Source organism: Streptomyces sp. NPDC002018 (genome assembly GCF_042890865.1).
Classification (GTDB): Bacteria; Actinomycetota; Actinomycetes; order Streptomycetales; family Streptomycetaceae; genus Streptomyces.
Map to the genome: position 1 here is coordinate 188363 of NZ_JBIASO010000006.1, position 17627 is coordinate 205989.

A 17627-nucleotide genomic window follows, 5' to 3' on the forward strand; every position below is an offset into this window, starting at 1 on the left:
GCCGGGGAAGAGGAACGGACGGCCGGACCCCGGCGGGGGGGATCGGTGCCGGGGCCGCGGCGGCTCAGTGGGTGAGCACCCCGAGATCGATGTCCGACCAGCGGCTTCCGTATCCCGTCAGCGTGACGGTCCGCCGGTCGTCGTACTCCATGCCCCCGGGACCCGTCGCCCCGTCCCCCGCGCCCTCGCTCCCGGGGGCGCCGCCCACCACCCGGTGGATCACGACGCGCAGCCGGTCGTCCGACAGCTCCTCGACCTTGCCGTCGCCCCACTCCACGACCACCACGGAGTCCGGCAGCGAGACATCCAGATCGAGGTCCTCCATCTCGTCCAGCCCCCCGCCGAGCCGGTACGCGTCCACATGGACCAGGGCAGGACCGCCGGCCAGGGACGGATGGACCCGGGCGATCACAAAGGTGGGCGAGGTGACGGCGCCACGGACGCCGAGGCCCTCACCGAGGCCCCGGGTCAGGGTCGTCTTCCCCGCGCCGAGTTCGCCGGTGAGCATCACCAGGTCACCGGGTTGGAGCAGGGCGGCGAGCGCGCGCCCCAGCTCCCGCATCTGTTCGGGGGAATCGATGGCGACGGTCGTGCCGGGGACGGCGTCCGTCCCCGTGGTGCGGGTGCGGGCTGCCCCGGGGGCCGTCTCAGCCGCCGGGCTGTGCGGTGCTTCCATGTCTGCCAACGTTAGCCTCCGCGGGCACCGCGCCCACCCTCGCGAGCAGCTCGGCGAGCCGGGCCGTGACCACCTCGGGATGTTCCAGCATGACGAGATGCCCGGCGTCCGGTACGAGCACCAGCTCCGCGTCCGGCAGCAGATCGGCGATGGCCTCGCTGTGGGAGCTGGGGGTGATCAGATCGCTCTCCCCCGCCAGGACCAGCGCCGGGACCTCCAGGAAGACCGAGAGCGCCTGCGCCTTGTCGTGGTCGGTGAAGGCCGGGTAGAACTCCGCGACCACATCGATCGGGGTGCCCTCGATGAGCCGCTCGGCGAAGCGTACGACGGCCGGGTCCACGTCCTTCGAGCTGAAGGAGTACCGCTTGACCAGCCCGGCGAAGAGATCGGCGGTGGCCCGCCTGCCCCGTTCGACCAGCTCGGTCTGTGAGCCGAGCGCCTTGAGCACGCCGGGCAGGACCCGGCGTACGGCGTTCACGCCCGCGACCGGCAGCCCGTAATTGACCTCGCCGAGCTTTCCGCTCGACGTCCCGACGAGGGCGACCCCGACGACCCGTTCCCGCACCAGCTCGGGGAACTGGTCCGCCAGGGCCATCATCGTCATCCCGCCCATGGAGTGGCCGACCAGCACCAGCGGTCCTTCGGGCGCCGCCGCGTCGATCACGGCCTTGAGGTCACGGCCGAGCTGGTCGATGGTGAGGGGCACGGCGCCGGTACCGCTCTGGCCGACGCCGCGCGCGGAGCGGCCATGGCTGCGCTGGTCCCAGTGGACGGTACGGACAAGTCCGCGCAGGGCGGCGCGCTGGAAGTGCCAGGAGTCCTGGTTGAGGCAGTACCCATGGCTGAACACGACGGTCACGGGGACGGCCGTCCTGCGGCCGAAGAGCCGCCGGCGGCGCGAACCCGGCGACGCCCCGCCACCGACCCCGCTGACGCCGCCACCGGCTCCACCGACACCGCCACCGGCGCCCAGGGCGCCCGGCGGAGCCATGGCGTCCAGATCGTCCACCTCGTAGTGCAGTTCCGTACCGTCGTCGGCGAGCGCCTTGCCCGGTGTGCCGCGCATCGCTCCGTACGGTCCCGACGCGTCGAGCGCGAGCCGCGCCCTCCTGCGCATGCCGCGGCCGACGGTCAGCCTCTCTATCGCCACACCGGCGGCGGCTCCGGCGGCGATCACGCCTATCGCGGCGCCGGCGACCCCCGCCCTGCGCCAGGTGCCGCCAGCCGCCGCCGAGGCCGCCGAGACCGTCGCCACCGCGGCGGCCGTCGTGGCCGCCGCGTCCCCCACCGGGCTGTTCTCGCTCACCGTCGCTCCTCGTCGTCCAGCGTTGCCTTCCCCGCCGCACCGCGCTTCACCCCGGAGAGATCACTCCGGTTGTTCGCGTCGTCCCCGGGGTCCGCGCGCGTTCACGCCCCCCCAAGCACGCGCCTTCGCCCCGGTGTTCACACGGGTTCGTGCTCGTTGACATAGACGCGAGGGACGCGTGCGCCGATCCGGGTGACGATCTCGTACGCGATGGTGTCCGCGGCCTGGGCCCAGTCCTCGGCCGTCGGCTCGCCCTGGTCGCCGGGGCCGAACAGGACGGCGGTGGCGCCCGGTTCGGGAGTGTCGCCGCCGAGGTCCACGACGAACTGGTCCATGGCGACCCGCCCGGCCACCCGCCGTGTCACCCCGCCGACGAGTACGGGCCCGCGGCCCGAGGCATGGCGGGGAATGCCGTCCGCGTACCCGAGGGGCACGAGGCCCAGGGTCGTCCCGCGCGGGGTGAGGTAGTGGTGGCCGTAGCTGACGCCATGGCCCTGGGGGACGTGCTTCACCAGGGCGACGGAGGCGGAGAGCGTCATGACGGGCCGCAGGCCGAAGTCCTCGGAGGTGCCCACCTGGGGGCTGGGCGAGATGCCGTACATCGCGATGCCGGTCCGTACGAGATCGAAGTACGACTCGGGGACGGTGAGCGTGGCGGGCGAGTTGGCGATGTGCCGGACCTCGGGCTCGGCGCCCTCCTTCTCGGCGTAAGCGACCATCTCGTGGAACACGTCGAGCTGGGCGGCGATGGAGGGGTGGCCCGGCTCGTCGGCGCAGGCGAAGTGCGACCAGAGGCCGGTGATCCGCACCTCGCCCGCGGCCTGCGCGGCGAGGGCGGCGCCGACCAGTTCCGGCCAGTCCGCGGGCTGGCAGCCGTTGCGGCCGAGGCCGGTGTCGGCCTTGAGCTGGATACGGGCGGGGCGGCCCGCCTCGCGGGCGGCGGCGGTCAGTTCGCGCAGGGCCCACATCCCGCTGATGGACATGTCGAGATCGGCCTCGATGCCCTCGCGCCAGGGATCACCCGGGGTCCACAGCCAGCAGAGCACTCTGCTCGTGATGCCCGCGGCCCGCAGGGCGAGCGCCTCGTGAGGGGTGGCGGTCCCCAGCCAGGTGGCCCCGGCGGTGAGGGCGGCGCGGGCGACGGGCACCATCCCGTGGCCGTACGCGTCGGACTTCACGACGCCCATCAGCGCGGTGCCGGGGCCCACGCGGTCGCGCAGGGCGCGCACATTGCCCCGCAGGGCGGCGAGATCGACCTCGGCGCGGGCCCTGAGGTGGGTCGAGGTCTGCATGGTTCCGGTCATCACGCCCAGTCTCTCAGAGCGCGGGGCCGGGGCCGGGCGCCGTCCCGGGCCCCTCGGACCGGCACGGCCCGGGGACCGCACGGCGCCCGGCCCGGGGACCGGGCGGCGCGCCGCCCCGGTCCTGTCTCCGGGGCCGGTCAGCCCTTCACGTTCCGCCAGGCCTCCGGCAGGCTCGCCGCCACGTCCAGCGCCGAGACCGGCGCGCCCCGCGACGCCAGACGGGCCGACAGGCCGTGCAGATAGGCCGCCACCGACGCCGCGTCGCGCGGCGCGAGGCCCGTGGCGAGCAGTGCGCCCGACAGACCCGAGAGGATGTCACCGCTGCCCGCCGTGGCGAGCCAGGGCGTGCCCGTCGGGTTGATCCGGACCGGGACGTCATGGTCCGGTGCGGCGACCAGGGTGGTGGAGCCCTTGAGCAGAACGGTCGCGCCGTAGCGGGACGCGAGTTCCCTCACGGCCGTCAGCCGGCCCGACTCGACCTCCTCCCGTGGCACACCGAGCAGCGCCGCCGCCTCGCCCGCGTGCGGGGTGAGCAGGGTCGGCGCGCTCCGCCTCCGTACCGTCGCGGGGTCCAGCAGCCGCAGGCCGTCCGCGTCCACCAGGACCGGTACGTCCGAGGCCAGCACCTCCGCCACCCCCTGCCCGTCGCCGGCCTCGAGGCTCTCCCCCAGGCCGGGGCCGACCGCCCACGCCTGGACACGGCCCGCCTTCGACGGCGGGCCCTCGTGCACCAGCGTCTCGGGGAAGCGGGCGATCACCGCGTCGCCGCCGGGGCCCACGTACCGTACGGCCCCCGCGCCGCCGTGCAGCGCGCCCGCCACGGCGAGCACCGCCGCGCCGGGATAGCGCGCGGACCCGGCGACGACGCCGACGACACCGCGGCGGTACTTGTCGCTCTCGCCCGTCGGCATCGGCAGCAGCCGTGCCACGTCCTCGTGCTGGAGCGCCTCGAACTCGGGGACGGCGGGCAGATACGGCGCGAGCCCGATGTCCACGAGCCGTACCGCGCCGGCGTACGCGTGCGCGGGATCGATCAGCAGACCCGGCTTGTATGTGCCGAAGGTCACCGTCACATCCGCGCGCACCGCCTCGCCCGCCACCTCCCCGCTGTCCGCCTCCACCCCGCTGGGCAGATCGACGGCCACGACCACCGCGCCCGACTCCCGGGCCGCCCGTGCCCACGCCACCGCGTCGGGACGCAGCCCGCCGTGCCCGCCGATGCCGGTGATGCCGTCGAGGACGAGATCGGCGGCGGCCAGGACGGCGACGGGGTCCTCGGCGACCCGTCCGCCGGCGCCGAGCAGCGCGGCGAGCCCGCCCGCGTGCGCCCGGTCGGGGGCGAGGAGGACCGCCGAGACACCGGCGCCCCTGCGGGCGAGGCGGGCCGCGGCGTACAGGGCGTCACCGCCGTTGTCCCCGCTGCCGGCGAGTACGGCGACCCGCGCCCCGTAGACCCGTCCCAGCAGATCTCCCAGCAGTCCGGCGCAGACGACGGCGAGGCCGTTGGCGGCACGCCCCATGAGCGTGCCGTCGGGCAGCCGCCCCATCAGTTCCCGTTCGGCGTTCCTGACGCTCTCCACGCTGTAAGCGATTCGCATACGGTCAACCCTCCGCGATCACCACGGCCGACGCCACTCCCGCGTCGTGGCTGAGCGACACATGCCAGCTCCGTACGCCCAGTTCGGCGGCGCGCGCCGCGACCGTGCCGAGCACCCGCAGCCGTGGCTGCCCGCTGTCCTCCACACACACCTCGGCGTCGGTCCAGCGCAGTCCGCCGGGCGCGCCCAGCGCCTTGGCCACGGCTTCCTTGGCGGCGAACCGCGCCGCCAGGGAGGCCATACCGCGCCGCTCACCGCTCGGGAGGTACAACTCCCGCTCCGAGAAGAGACGTTCGGTCAGCTTGGGAGTCCGCACCAGGGACTCCGCGAACCGGTCGATCTCCGCGACATCGATCCCCACCCCGATAATCACTGCGCCATCCCTTCACCATCGTCCGACGCTCACCCGCCATGATCCCGCCCCCGTCCCGCCCGTCACCCCCGCCCCTCACCACCCCTCACTCCACCGTGACGGATTTCGCCAGATTCCTCGGCTGGTCGACCTCGTTGCCGCGCGCCGTCGCCAGTTCGCACGCGAACACCTGCAACGGCACGGTGGCGACGAGCGGCTGAAGGAGCGTCGGCGTCGCCGGGATCCGGATGAGATGGTCCGCGTACGGCACCACCGCCTCGTCCCCCTCCTCCGCGATGACGATCGTCCGCGCGCCCCTGGCCCGGATCTCCTGGATGTTCGACACGATCTTGTCGTGCAGGACCGAACGCCCGCGCGGCGACGGTACGACGACCACCACCGGCAGATCCTCCTCGATGAGCGCGATGGGGCCGTGCTTCAGCTCACCGGCCGCGAATCCCTCGGCGTGCATGTACGCCAGCTCCTTGAGCTTGAGCGCGCCCTCCAGGGCCACCGGGTATCCGACGTGCCGGCCCAGGAACAGCACCGTCCGCTTGTCCGCGAGCGAGCGCGCCAGGGCCCGTACCGGCTCCATCGTCTCCAGTACGCGCTCCACCTCGCCCGCGATCTGCGACAGGTCCCTGATGACGGCCCGGATCTCGTCGCCCCACTTCGTACCGCGCCGCCGGCCCAGATAGAGCGCGACCAGATAGCAGGCGACGAGCTGGGTGAGGAACGCCTTGGTCGAGGCGACGGCGACCTCGGGGCCCGCGTGGGTGTAGAGGACCGCGTCCGACTCCCTCGGGATGGTCGAACCGTTCGTGTTGCAGATGGCCAGTACCTTCGCGCCCTGCTCCCGGGCGTGCCGCAGCGCCATCAGGGTGTCCATGGTCTCGCCGGACTGCGAGATGGCGATCACCAGGGTGCGCCGGTCCAGGATGGGGTCGCGGTAGCGGAACTCGCTGGCCAGTTCCACCTCGCAGGGCATCCGGGTCCAGTGCTCGATGGCGTACTTCGCGATCAGCCCGGCGTGGAAGGCCGTACCGCACGCGACGATGACGACCTTGTCGGCCTCCCGCAGCACGGACTCCGGGATACGCAGTTCGTCCATGGTCAGCGCGCCCTGGGCGTCGATCCGGCCGAGGAGCGTGTCCGCGACGGCCTTGGGCTGCTCGGCGATCTCCTTGAGCATGAAGTAGTCGTAGCCGCCCTTCTCGGCGGCCGACGCGTCCCAGTCCACGTGGTACGAACGCACCTCGGCCGGGGCGCCCTCGAAGTCCGTCACCGTCACCCCGTCGCGGCGCAGCTCGACGACCTGGTCCTGGCCCAGCTCGATCGCGGAGCGCGTATGGGCGATGAACGCGGCCACGTCCGAGGCGAGGAACGACTCGCCGTGCCCGACGCCGACCACCAGCGGTGAGTTGCGGCGTGCCCCGACCACCACGTCCGGCTCGTCCGCGTGCACGGCGACCAGGGTGAAGGCCCCCTCCAGCCGCCGGCACACCTGCCGCATCGACTCGGCCAGGGCGCCGCACGACGAGAACGCCTCCGCGAGCAGATGGGACACGACCTCGGTGTCGGTCTCCGACCCGAGGTCGTGGCCCCGGTCGGCCAGCTCGGCCCTGAGCGCGGCGAAGTTCTCGATGATCCCGTTGTGGACGACCGCGACCCGCCCGGCGTTGTCGAGATGAGGATGCGCGTTGGCATCGGTCGGCCCGCCGTGCGTGGCCCACCGGGTGTGCCCGATCCCGGTGACTCCGGCCGGCAGCGGCCGTTCCACCAGCTCCTTCTCCAGATTGACGAGCTTGCCCGCCTTCTTCGCCGCGGCCAGCCCCCCGTCGGCGAGCACCGCGACCCCGGCCGAGTCGTATCCGCGGTACTCGAGCCGCTTGAGGCCCGCGATGACCACATCGAGCGCCGACTGTCCACCGACATAACCCACGATTCCACACATGTCGGCAGCCTACGGCGCACACCCCCGCACCCCGCGTAACCGCGGAGCGCCCGCCTCACACCCCTCGCACGAGTACCCGTCCGGCCCCCGCGCCCGGCGGTACGTGACTGAGCACACCCTCCGCGCGGGGCGCCGGGAGCCGACAATGGGGCGTGATCAATTCGTCGCCACGAAGTGCCCTCCGCCGGACGGACCATGGGCCGACCCCCTATGTGGACCTCACCCGGGAGGAATGGAGCGCGCTGCGGGACAAGACGCCGCTGCCGCTGTCCGCCGAGGAGGTGGAGCGGCTGCGGGGGCTGGGGGACGTCATCGACCTCGACGAGGTGCGGGACGTCTATCTGCCGTTGTCGCGGCTGCTGAATCTCTATGTCCAGGCCACGGCCGGGCTGCGGGGCGCGCTGAACACCTTTCTGGGGGACGCGGGCAACGGGCACGGCGCCCAGCGCGGTACACCGTTCGTCATAGGGGTGGCCGGGAGTGTGGCCGTCGGGAAGTCGACCGTGGCCCGGCTGTTGCAGGCGCTGCTCGCGCGCTGGCCCGAGCACCCCCGGGTCGAGCGCGTCACCACCGACGGCTTCCTGCTGCCGATGGAGGAGCTGACGGCGCGCGGGCTGATGGCGCGCAAGGGCTTTCCCGAGTCGTACGATCGGCGGGCCCTGACCCGGTTCGTCGCCGACATCAAGGCGGGCAAGGAGGAGGTCACCGCGCCCGTCTACTCGCATCTGATCTACGACATCGTGCCGGGCGAACTGCTCACCGTACGGCGCCCCGACATCCTGATCGTCGAGGGGCTCAATGTCCTCCAGCCCGCGCTGCCCGGCAAGGACGGCAGGACACGGGTCGCGCTCGCGGACTACTTCGACTTCAGTGTGTATGTGGACGCCCGCGCCGAGGACATCGAGAGCTGGTACCTGAACCGGTTCCGCAGGCTGCGCGAGACGGCGTTCCAGAACCCCGCCTCGTACTTCACGAAGTACACCCGGGTCTCCGAGGACGAGGCCCTGGAGTACGCCCGTACGATGTGGCGGACCGTCAACCGGCCCAATCTGCTGGAGAACGTGGCCCCCACCCGCGGCCGTGCCACGCTGGTGCTGCGCAAGGGCCCCGACCACAAGGTCCAGCGGCTCTCGCTCCGCAAGCTCTGAGCCCTTCCGTGAAGATGCGGCCCCGGGGGGACGGGCCCGCCGTCGCGTAGGCCGGGCGGTGCTCCGGCCCGCCGGACGGGCGGGGGCCGGCCCGCCGGGAAGGCCGAGGTGCCGGACCGCCGGGAAGAAATGACGGGCCCGCGGCCGGGCCACCCGGCGGCACCGGGACCCGGCAGCCCGGCCACAGCCGCAGCGGCCGGGCGGCCCGAGGTCCGGGGCCGAACGCCGGGAGCCGAACGACGAACGCCGGGCTCCAGGCCCTGGGCCGGAGCCGGCGCCGGCGCCCGTACTCCGGCAAATCGTTCCTTCCCGGTGGTTCCCGGGCGGTTTCCGTCCCGCCGTGCCGTTGGTCGGGCCCTGGACTCCGGAGCCCGGACGGCCCGGATCCTCGTCGGGTCCGTCAGCCCAGGGCCGATTTCACGACGTCCGCCAACCGGCTCGCCACCGACCTCGCCTGGTCGATGTCCGGCGCCTCGACCATCACCCGTACCAGCGGTTCCGTGCCCGAGGGGCGGAGCAGGACACGGCCCGTGGTGCCGAGCTCGGACTCCGCCTCGGACACCGCCGCCGCCAGCTCCGCCGAGGTGTGCACCCGTGACTTGTCGACATCCGGCACATTGACCAGCACCTGCGGCAGCCGCCGCATCACACCCGCGAGGTCCGTCAGTGTCCTGCCGGTCGCCGCGACCCGGGCCGCCAGCAGCAGCCCGGTCAGGGTGCCGTCACCGGTCGTCGCGTGGTCGAGCACGATGACATGGCCCGACTGCTCGCCGCCGAGGGCGTAGCCGTGCTCCTTCATGGACTCCAGTACGTACCGGTCGCCCACCGCCGTCTCGACGAGGTGGATGCCCTCACGCTCCATCGCGAGCTTGAAACCGAGGTTGGACATCACCGTGCCGACCACCGCGTTCCCGCGCAGCGTGCCCGCCTCGCGCATCGCCAGCGCCAGCACCGCGAGGATCTGGTCGCCGTCGACCTCCTCGCCCGCCGCGTCCACCGCGAGGCAGCGGTCCGCGTCGCCGTCGTGCGCGATGCCGAAGTCCGCGCCGTGCTCGACCACCGCGGCCTTGAGCTGGTCGAGATGGGTGGAGCCGCAGCCGTCGTTGATGTTCAGCCCGTCCGGCTCCGCGCCGATGGTGATCACCTCGGCGCCGGCCCGCCCGAAGGCCTCGGGCGAGACCCGGGCCGCCGCGCCGTGCGCCTCGTCCAGGACGACCTTGAGCCCGTCGAGCCGGTTCGGCAGCACCCCGATGAGATGCGCCACATACCGGTCGAAGCCCTCGTCGTACGTACGGACCCGGCCCACGCCCGCCCCCGTCGGCCGCTGCCAGGGCGCGCCGGTGCGGTGCTGTTCGTACAGCGTCTCGATCCGGTCCTCCAGCTCGTCCGCGAGCTTGTGCCCGCCGCGCGCGAAGAACTTGACGCCGTTGTCCGGCATGGCGTTGTGGCTCGCGGACAGCATCACGCCGAAGTCGGCACCCAACGCGCCGGTGAGATACGCCACCGCGGGGGTGGGCAGCACACCGACGCGCAGGACGTCCACGCCCGCGCTCGCGAGCCCCGCCACCACCGCGGCCTCCAGGAACTCGCCGGACGCGCGGGGATCACGTCCGACCACCGCCGTGGGCCGATGCCCGTCGAACGTCCCCACCTCGGCGAGCACATGCGCCGCCGCGACCGACAGACCGAGCGCCAGCTCCGCCGTCAGATCGGCGTTGGCGACACCGCGCACACCGTCCGTACCGAAGAGTCGTCCCACAGCTCTCCCTCCGAGAACACTCCGAGCCATTACCGCTCCGAGCGAAAATGCTCCGAAAATGCAAACTATTGATCGCCTGATGCTGTTATACGCCCGAGATCACCAAGAAAACGAACGCCCCGGCAGCACGGAGTGCCGCCGGGGCGAACGAATGCCGTACAGGCGTAATGCCTGGACCGGCCAGCGAGCGATTAGCGCTTGCTGTACTGCGGGGCCTTACGGGCCTTCTTGAGACCGGCCTTCTTGCGCTCGACCGCGCGGTCGTCGCGGCTCAGGAAGCCGGCCTTCTTCAGCGGGGCGCGGTTGTTGTCCACGTCCGCCTCGTTCAGCGCACGGGCCACGCCGAGGCGCAGCGCGCCGGCCTGGCCGGAGACGCCGCCACCCGAGATACGGGCGATGACGTCGTAGCGGTTGTCCAGTTCGAGCACCTTGAAGGGCTCGTTGACTTCCTGCTGGTGCACCTTGTTGGGGAAGTAGTCCTCAAGGGTGCGACCGTTGATCTTCCACTTTCCGCTGCCCGGGACGATCCGGACGCGGGCGATGGCGTTCTTGCGACGGCCCAGGCCGGCGGCCGGCTGGGGGTCGCCGAAGCGGGACGCCAGGGACTCGGAGGTGTACTCGCCCTCGACGGGGACCTCCGACTCGAAGGTGGTCACCGCCTCGAAGGTCTCTTCGCCCTCGGCGCCTTCGACGGGGTTCTCGACAGTGGTCTCGGCCACGATGCTCCTCAGATTTCTTTTCGTCTTAGGGGGTGGCCGGAACTACTGCGCGACCTGGGTGATCTCGAACGGGACCGGCTGCTGAGCGGCGTGCGGGTGCTGGTCGCCCGCGTAGACCTTCAGCTTCGAGAGCATCTGGCGGCCCAGGGTGTTCTTGGGAAGCATGCCCTTGACGGCCTTCTCGACGGCCTTCTCGGGGTTCTTGTCGAGCAGCTCGTCGTAACGGACGGAGCGCAGACCACCCGGGTAACCGGAGTGGCGGTACGCCATCTTCTGGGTCCGCTTGTTGCCGGACAGGTGCACCTTGTCCGCGTTGATGATGATGACGAAGTCACCGGTGTCAACGTGCGGCGCGTAAATGGGCTTGTGCTTGCCCCGGAGAAGGGTGGCGGCAGTGGTCGCCAGACGGCCCAGGACGATGTCCTGCGCGTCGATGATGTGCCACTGGCGCGTCACATCGCCGGGCTTGGGGCTGTACGTACGCACGGTCGTAGCCTTCGCTTCTTCAGTGAGTGGGTCCTGACAAGGCCACCCGGACGATCACGACAGCCTTGACGGACATACGGGGACGCAACCCGTAGCCTGCCGCTGGTCATCGGCCCGGTGGACCGGCGTAAGGGCCCCTCGCGTGAGAACGACCAAGCCAATACGCATAACGAACCAGAAGAATACCGTCGCGGCCCCGTACGGGTCAAAACGATGGGTGCGGTACCGGCCGGGGCCGGGCGGAGACGAGGTACGGGCGGGCGGGGGCCGGGCGGAGACGGGGGCCGGGCGGGCGGGGAAGAGGTCCCGCCCCGCCGCTACCGCGCCCGTACCACCCGTCGCTCGTCCCACACCGGCTCCGGTGTCTCCCGTACGACCCCGTCCGAGCCGAACACCAGATACCGGTCGAAGGAGCGCGCGAACCAGCGGTCGTGGGTGACCGCGAGCACCGTGCCCTCGTATGCCTCAAGGCCCTCCTGAAGGGCCTCGGCCGACTCCAGGTCCAGGTTGTCCGTCGGCTCGTCCAGCAGCAGCGCCGTGGTGCCCCGCAGCTCCAGCAGCAGGATCTGGAAGCGCGCCTGCTGGCCGCCGGAGAGCTTCTCGAAGGGCTGGTCGCCCTGGCGCTCCAGCTCGTACCGGCGCAGCACACTCATCGCGCCGCCCCGGTCCCTCGCGTGCTCGGTCCACAGGATGTCGACCAGCGTGCGGCCCAGCAGCTCCGGGTGGGCGTGGGTCTGTGCGAAGTGTCCCGGCACCACCCGGGCGCCCAGCTTCCACTTCCCCTCGTGCCGGACGTCCTCCCCGGCCAGCAGCCGCAGGAAGTGCGACTTGCCGGAGCCGTTCGAGCCGAGGACGGCCACCCGCTCCCCGTAGTAGATCTCCAGCGAGAACGGCTTCATCAGCCCGGTCAGCTCCAGACCCTCGCAGGTCAGGGCCCGTACACCGGTGCGTCCGCCGCGCAGCCGCATGGTGATCTCCTGCTCGCGCGGCGGCTCGGGCGGCGGTCCCGCGTCCTCGAACTTCTTGAAGCGTGTCTGCATCGCCCGGTAGCGCGAGGCCATGTCGGGGCTGATGGCCGCCTGCTGCCGCAGCCGGTGCACCAGTGCCTTCAGCCGGGCGTGCTCCTCGTCCCAGCGCCGCTTCAGCTCCTCGAACCGGGCGAACCGCTCCTTGCGCGCCGCGTGGTACGTACCGAACCCGCCGCCGTGCACCCATACGTCCGAGCCGGCCGGGCTGGGTTCCACGCTCACGATCTTCTCGGCCGCCGTGGCCAGCAGCTCCCGGTCGTGGGAGACGAAGAGGACCGTCTTGCGGGTCTCCTTGAGGCGCTCCTCCAGCCAGCGCTTGCCGGGCACGTCCAGATAGTTGTCCGGCTCGTCCAGGAGCAGCACCTCGTCGGGGCCGCGCAGCAGCGCCTCCAGCACCAGCCGCTTCTGCTCGCCGCCGCTGAGCGTGCGCAGCTCACGCCACTGCGCCTTCTCGTACGGGACGCCGAGCGCGGCCATCGTGCACATGTCCCAGACCGTCTCGGCCTCGTAGCCGCGGGCCTCCGCCCAGTCGCTCAGCGCCTGCGCGTACCGCATCTGGGCGGCCTCGTCGTCGACCGTCATGATCCCGTGCTCGGCCTCGTCGACCGCGTCCGCCGCGGCGCGGATACGCGGCTGGGCGACCGAGACCAGCAGGTCACGGACCGTACGTTCGTCCCGTACCGAGCCCACGAACTGCGACATCACCCCGAGCCCGCCGCTGACGGTCACCGTGCCGCCGTGCGGCTGGAGCTCGCCCGCGATCAGACGCAGCAGGGTGGTCTTGCCGGCGCCGTTGGCACCGACGAGGGCCACGACGGCCCCTTCGCCGACCCGGAACGAGGCGTCGCCGAGCAGCACCCGTCCGTCGGGGAGGTAGTACTCCAGGTGCGCGGCCTCTAGATGTCCCATGGCCGCATTGTCGGGGCAGCCGCCGCGAGAACCCAAACCCTTTCCCGGCCCCTTTCCCGAACCCCTTCCCGTTCCTCCCGTCGCGCTCGTCGCCGGGCTCTTCTCCCTCCGGGGCGCGACGCCCGCGCGGGCGGCCTTAAACTGCGCGGCATGAGCTATGGGCAAGGGGGATCCTGGGGCGGCCCCGGCGGACCCGGACAGGACCCGTACGGATCGCAGACGCCGGACTGGGCCGCGCTGGCGGACGCCTCGGCCGCGCGTGCGCGCCGCAAGCGCTGGCTGATGATCGGCGGCGGGGTGCTGGCGACCGCCGCGGTCGGCGCGATCGTGGCGACCGCGGTCGTCTCCATGGACAAGGGCGGCGAGCGGGCCTCGGACAAGAACGCCACCGAGCTGCCCGCGCCGCCCGAGCTGCCGACCGAGAGCGCGGCGCCGGAGCCGACCTTCTCCTCGGTCGATCCGCTCCCCCCGCCGAACCCGAAGGACTTCATCTCCAGCGCCGACAAGGACAAGGCGCCGCTGAGCGCCGACACCCTCTTCCCCGGCGGGAGGCTGACGATGGGCGACCGCGTCTACCGCAAGGGCGCCACGACCCGTACGACCAACTGCGCCGCGGCGGCGCAGGGCACCCTCGGCTCCATCCTCGCCTCGAACGGCTGTGACCAGGTCATCCGCGCCACCTACAGCAAGGACGGGGTCGCGGTGACCGTCGGGGTCGCCGTCTTCGAGAAGGAGGCGCAGGCGCTGAAGGCCAAGGACGAGGCCAAGGGCGGCATCGCCTCGCTCTCGGGCGACGGGGTCCCGACCTTCTGCCGGGCCCCCTCGGTCTGCCGCAAGGTCACCAACTCCGTGGGCCGGTACGTCTACTTCACGGTCGGCGGGTTCACCAGCGGCAAGGACGTCACCGAGTCCGACAAGGACGTCTACACCACCGGTGACGACATCGCGGAGTTCACGTTCCGTCAGATCCTGGGCCGGGGCCGGGCCCAGGCCTCGGCGGCGGCCACCGCTCCCGCCGCCTGACGCGGATCACGGGGACACGGCGCACGACGAGCGCCCATCGTTTCACCGGCCCGGAGCCCCTCATGTCCGGGTCCGGGTAGATGTCCGGTACGCGTAGAGTCGATGCGACTTGTGCGGTAAGCGAGACATCAAGAGGTGTGGGGCGGATGGCGGTCGAAGTCACGGTGGTGGTCCCGACGTACAACTCGGGGCGCCATATCGAGCCACTGGTCGAGTCGATGCTCCGGCAGACGCTGCCGCGCTCCCGGTTCGAGGTGCTCTTCGTCGACGACGGCTCGACCGACGGCACACCCGATCATCTGGACGCGCTGGTCGCCGCCCATGACCACTTCCGTCTGACACGCGTTCCCCGTTCGGGCTGGCCGGGGAAGCCGCGCAACGTCGGGGTGGAGCAGGCGAACGGCGCGTACGTCCAGTTCGTCGACCACGACGACCGGCTGGCGCCGCAGGCGCTGGAGCGGCTGTCCGGGATGGGGCGGCGCAACGGCTCCGACATCGTGATCGGCAAGGTCGCCAGCAACTTCCGCAGCCGGGGCGTCCCCTACGGTCTGATGAGCCGGACCCGCGAGCGCTGCACGGTGTGGGACGCGCCGCTCATCGACAGCCTCACCCCGCACAAGATGTTCCGTACCGCGTTCCTGCGCGAGCACGGCATCACGCACCCCGAGGGGCCCTGGATCCTGGAGGACCAGCTCTTCATGGTCCGCTCCTATCTCAAGGCGTCCGTCGTCTCCGTCCTCGGCGACTACGTCTGCTACACGTACTGGGCCCGCGAGGACGCCGAGAACGCGGGCACCTCGCCGATGGACCCGCGGTGGTACTACGGCAATCTGCGCGAGGTCATGGCGACCGTCGTCGCGGGCACCGGGCCGGGACCCGAGCGCGACCGGCTGCTGCGCCGCTTCTACCGGGTGGAGATGCTGTCCCGGGTCGGTGTGCCGCCCCGGGGGCTGCCGGCCGACCCGCCGTTCCGTGACGATCCGTACGAGGCCGTGCGCGACCTGGCCATGGAGTTCATGACGAACGGTGTGCACCAGGGGCTGGCCGCCGTCCCGCGCACCCGGTCGGTCCTGCTCCGGGAGGACCGCCGCGAGGACCTCACCGAGTTCACCCGCCGCCAGAGCGATCTGGTGGCCCGGTGCTCGGTCGAGCGTCCGCTCTGGAACCGCGACCGCTTCAAGGCCTCCTTCACCGCGCGCTTCGCCGGGGACCCCGGCGGCTCCGGGCTGCTGCTGGCCCGCCGCGGCGAGCGGTACTTCCTCGCGCCCGCCCTCACGGACGGTGTGCTCTCCGAGCCCGTCGAGGTGACCGACGAACTGAAGAGCTTCAAGGCCGATGTGCTGCTGCGCCACACGGAGAGCGCGCATGTGTGGGTGATGCCGCGCGAGACCTCCCTCGCCCTGGAGGAGGAACCCGCGCCGAGGACCACACGGGAGACCCCCGAGGCCGGCGGCGGCACGCCGGACAGCGGCGGGGTCGGCACGCCGGACGGCAGCGGAGTCGGCACGGCGGACAGCGGCGGAGTCGGCACGGCGGACGGCAGCAGGGACGCCACGGCGGACGGCAGCGGGGAAGGCGCCGACGGTACGGCCGTGCTCGTCCGTCCCGTCGTCCGTGGCAGCTTCGCCGTCGACCCGCTCCGCGCGGCCGGCGGCGCGCCGCTGGCCGAGGGGGTGTGGGAGGTGCGGATCCGGCTGATGGGCGCCGGATTCGACCGGTACGCACGGCTCGGCGGGAGCACCGCCGCCGACGAGGTGGACCTGCCCGCCCCCGAGATCCTCGGCGGCCACGAGATCACCCCCGTGCTCTCGGGCGACGGGCTGGCCCTGACCGTACGCGCGAGCGACGCGGCGCCCCGCCCCCGTCCGCCGAAGGTCAGCGTCGTCCTGCCCACGGCCGGGGCGGACCCGGAGGCCGTCGGGGCCACGCTCGCCTCGCTGACCGCCCAGACCCTGCCCGCCCGGGACGTCGAGGTGATCCCGGTGGCGCACACCCCGCCGGGCACCGAGCCGCGCGACGCGGGCGCCGACGCCGCCACCGGCGCGTATGTGATGTTCATGGAGCCCGGCGACCGTCTCACCGAGGACGCCCTGGAGCGCATGTACGCGTACGGCGTCGAGCACGACGCCGACATCGTCGCGGGCAAGCCGGCGGCCAAGGACAGGCCCGTTCCCCGTGAGCTGTTCGTACGGGACCGGCCCCGGGCCACCCTCGCCAGGGACCCGCTCGCCGACAGCCTCACCCCCGACAAGCTCTTCGACCGCGCCTTCCTCGCCGGGCACGGGCTCCGCTTCACCGAGGGCCGTCCCCTGGCCGGTCAGGCCTTCACGGCCGAGGCGACCTTACGGGCGGGCCGTACGGCCGTCCTGGGCAGCCATGTCTGCTACCGGTACGGGCCCCCGCGCCAGGGGCAGGCGCCCGTACCGCCCGGGGTGTTCTACGGCGCGCTGAGCGGGCTGCTGGAGATGACCGACCGGCTCACCGGGCCCGGCGCCGCACGGGACCGGCTGCACCGGCGCTGGCTGCGGGTGGAGATCCTGGACCGGCTGAGCGGCAAGCGGCTGCTCGACCTGGACGACGACGCCCGGCGTGAGCTCTTCCACGAGATCCGCAAGGTCGTCGTGGACGGCATCTCCCCCACAGCCGTGGCGGGACTGCCCGCCGCGCGCCGGCTGGCCGTCGGACTGATCGTCGACGACCGCCCGGAAGATCTCCTGGCCCTCACCCGCTGGGAGTCCTCCATCGGCTGCCGTGCCCGGCTGGACGCGCTCTCGTGGCGGGACGACGGGCGGCTCAGGATCGGCTTCACCGCCGAGCCGCTGGCCGCCGAGGGCCCCGTGGGCCTGACCACCACCGACGACGGCGCACCGGCCCTGGCCCCGGACGGGCTCTCCCCCGCCCTGCGGGAGCGCTTCGCGCGCGAGCCGCTCACCGGCGCCGCCGCCCCCGGGAAGGCCACCGCCGTACTCGTCCTGCGCGAGCGCGCGGGCGGCGCCGAACACCGGCTGCCCACGGAGATCACCGTCCGCCGGGAGGGCGGCGCCCTGGGCGTGACCGGGACCGCGTCCCTCGATCCCGCCACCGCCGTGGACGGGACACCGCTCACGGACGGCGTCTGGGACCTGTACGTACGGCTCACCGCCCTCGGCTGGACGAAGAACGCCCGGCTCGGCGGGGTGCGCGGCCCCGGTGTCCCCGAGCGGCTCACCCCCGTACCGCACCCCGCCGCGCCCGACCGCCGCATCACGCCGTACTGGACCGATCCGCGGGCTGACCTGTCGCTGCGGGTCTCCGTCGCCAGGCCGCCCGAGCCCGGGAAGCCGGGGCTGCTGCGGCGGGCGGGGAGGCGCCTGCGGCGCCCCTGA

13 protein-coding genes are annotated in these 17627 nt (G+C 72.6%); 3 read left to right on the forward strand and 10 right to left on the reverse strand.

All coding sequences use genetic code 11. The annotated features are described in order from the left end of the window. Positions 1 to 64: 64 nt before the first annotated feature. The 6 genes from tsaE to glmS all read right to left on the reverse strand — a co-directional run bounded on the left by tsaE (position 65) and on the right by glmS (position 7190). Positions 65 to 676 (reverse strand): tRNA (adenosine(37)-N6)-threonylcarbamoyltransferase complex ATPase subunit type 1 TsaE, encoded by a 612-nt coding sequence (gene tsaE, locus ACFYYH_RS12075; RefSeq protein ID WP_388549256.1) that lies wholly within the window; start codon positions 674 to 676, stop codon positions 65 to 67. Continuing rightward, positions 648 to 1982, reverse strand: a complete 1335-nt coding sequence (locus ACFYYH_RS12080) for an alpha/beta fold hydrolase (RefSeq protein ID WP_388549258.1) — start codon at positions 1980 to 1982, stop codon at positions 648 to 650. Before ACFYYH_RS12080 ends, tsaE begins: the two co-directional genes overlap by 29 nt. A gap of 137 nt (positions 1983 to 2119) precedes the next feature. After that, positions 2120 to 3286 carry an alanine racemase gene (alr, locus tag ACFYYH_RS12085; protein WP_388549260.1) on the reverse strand — a complete coding sequence of 389 codons (1167 nt, stop codon included), beginning with the start codon at positions 3284 to 3286 and terminating at the stop codon, positions 2120 to 2122. A gap of 137 nt (positions 3287 to 3423) precedes the next feature. Beyond that, positions 3424 to 4884, reverse strand: coding sequence for an NAD(P)H-hydrate dehydratase (locus ACFYYH_RS12090; RefSeq protein WP_388549262.1), 1461 nt, complete (start codon positions 4882 to 4884; stop codon positions 3424 to 3426). A gap of 4 nt (positions 4885 to 4888) precedes the next feature. After that, entirely contained in the window at positions 4889 to 5257 is a 369-nt protein-coding gene (locus ACFYYH_RS12095) for a holo-ACP synthase (RefSeq protein ID WP_388549264.1), read from the reverse strand. Between the two features lie 85 nt (positions 5258 to 5342). Next, positions 5343 to 7190, reverse strand: a complete 1848-nt coding sequence (gene glmS, locus ACFYYH_RS12100) for a glutamine--fructose-6-phosphate transaminase (isomerizing) (RefSeq protein ID WP_388549267.1) — start codon at positions 7188 to 7190, stop codon at positions 5343 to 5345. Between the two features lie 152 nt (positions 7191 to 7342). Here glmS and coaA point away from each other — a divergent pair, with 152 nt between their 5' ends. Further along, on the forward strand, positions 7343 to 8338 hold the full coding sequence (gene coaA, locus ACFYYH_RS12105) for a type I pantothenate kinase (protein ID WP_388549269.1): 996 nt from the start codon (positions 7343 to 7345) through the stop codon (positions 8336 to 8338). 400 nt (positions 8339 to 8738) lie between these two features. On the opposite strand, the gene glmM is transcribed toward coaA, so the two are convergent. From glmM to ACFYYH_RS12125, 4 genes are all read right to left on the reverse strand, one after another. Then, complete coding sequence (gene glmM, locus ACFYYH_RS12110; protein ID WP_388549270.1) at positions 8739 to 10097, reverse strand: phosphoglucosamine mutase; 1359 nt, start codon at positions 10095 to 10097, stop codon at positions 8739 to 8741. 191 nt (positions 10098 to 10288) lie between these two features. Continuing rightward, entirely contained in the window at positions 10289 to 10816 is a 528-nt protein-coding gene (gene rpsI / locus ACFYYH_RS12115; RefSeq protein ID WP_388549271.1) for a 30S ribosomal protein S9, read from the reverse strand. 42 nt (positions 10817 to 10858) lie between these two features. Further along, positions 10859 to 11302 carry a 50S ribosomal protein L13 gene (gene rplM / locus ACFYYH_RS12120; RefSeq protein WP_388549272.1) on the reverse strand — a complete coding sequence of 148 codons (444 nt, stop codon included), beginning with the start codon at positions 11300 to 11302 and terminating at the stop codon, positions 10859 to 10861. 317 nt (positions 11303 to 11619) lie between these two features. Next, positions 11620 to 13239, reverse strand: coding sequence for an ABC-F family ATP-binding cassette domain-containing protein (locus tag ACFYYH_RS12125; protein ID WP_388549274.1), 1620 nt, complete (start codon positions 13237 to 13239; stop codon positions 11620 to 11622). 150 nt (positions 13240 to 13389) lie between these two features. Between ACFYYH_RS12125 and ACFYYH_RS12130 the strand changes: the two genes are divergently transcribed. Both ACFYYH_RS12130 and ACFYYH_RS12135 read left to right on the forward strand, forming a co-directional pair. Then, positions 13390 to 14262, forward strand: coding sequence for a hypothetical protein (locus ACFYYH_RS12130; RefSeq protein WP_388549276.1), 873 nt, complete (start codon positions 13390 to 13392; stop codon positions 14260 to 14262). 146 nt (positions 14263 to 14408) lie between these two features. Next, positions 14409 to 17627 (forward strand): glycosyltransferase, encoded by a 3219-nt coding sequence (locus ACFYYH_RS12135; RefSeq protein WP_388549278.1) that lies wholly within the window; start codon positions 14409 to 14411, stop codon positions 17625 to 17627.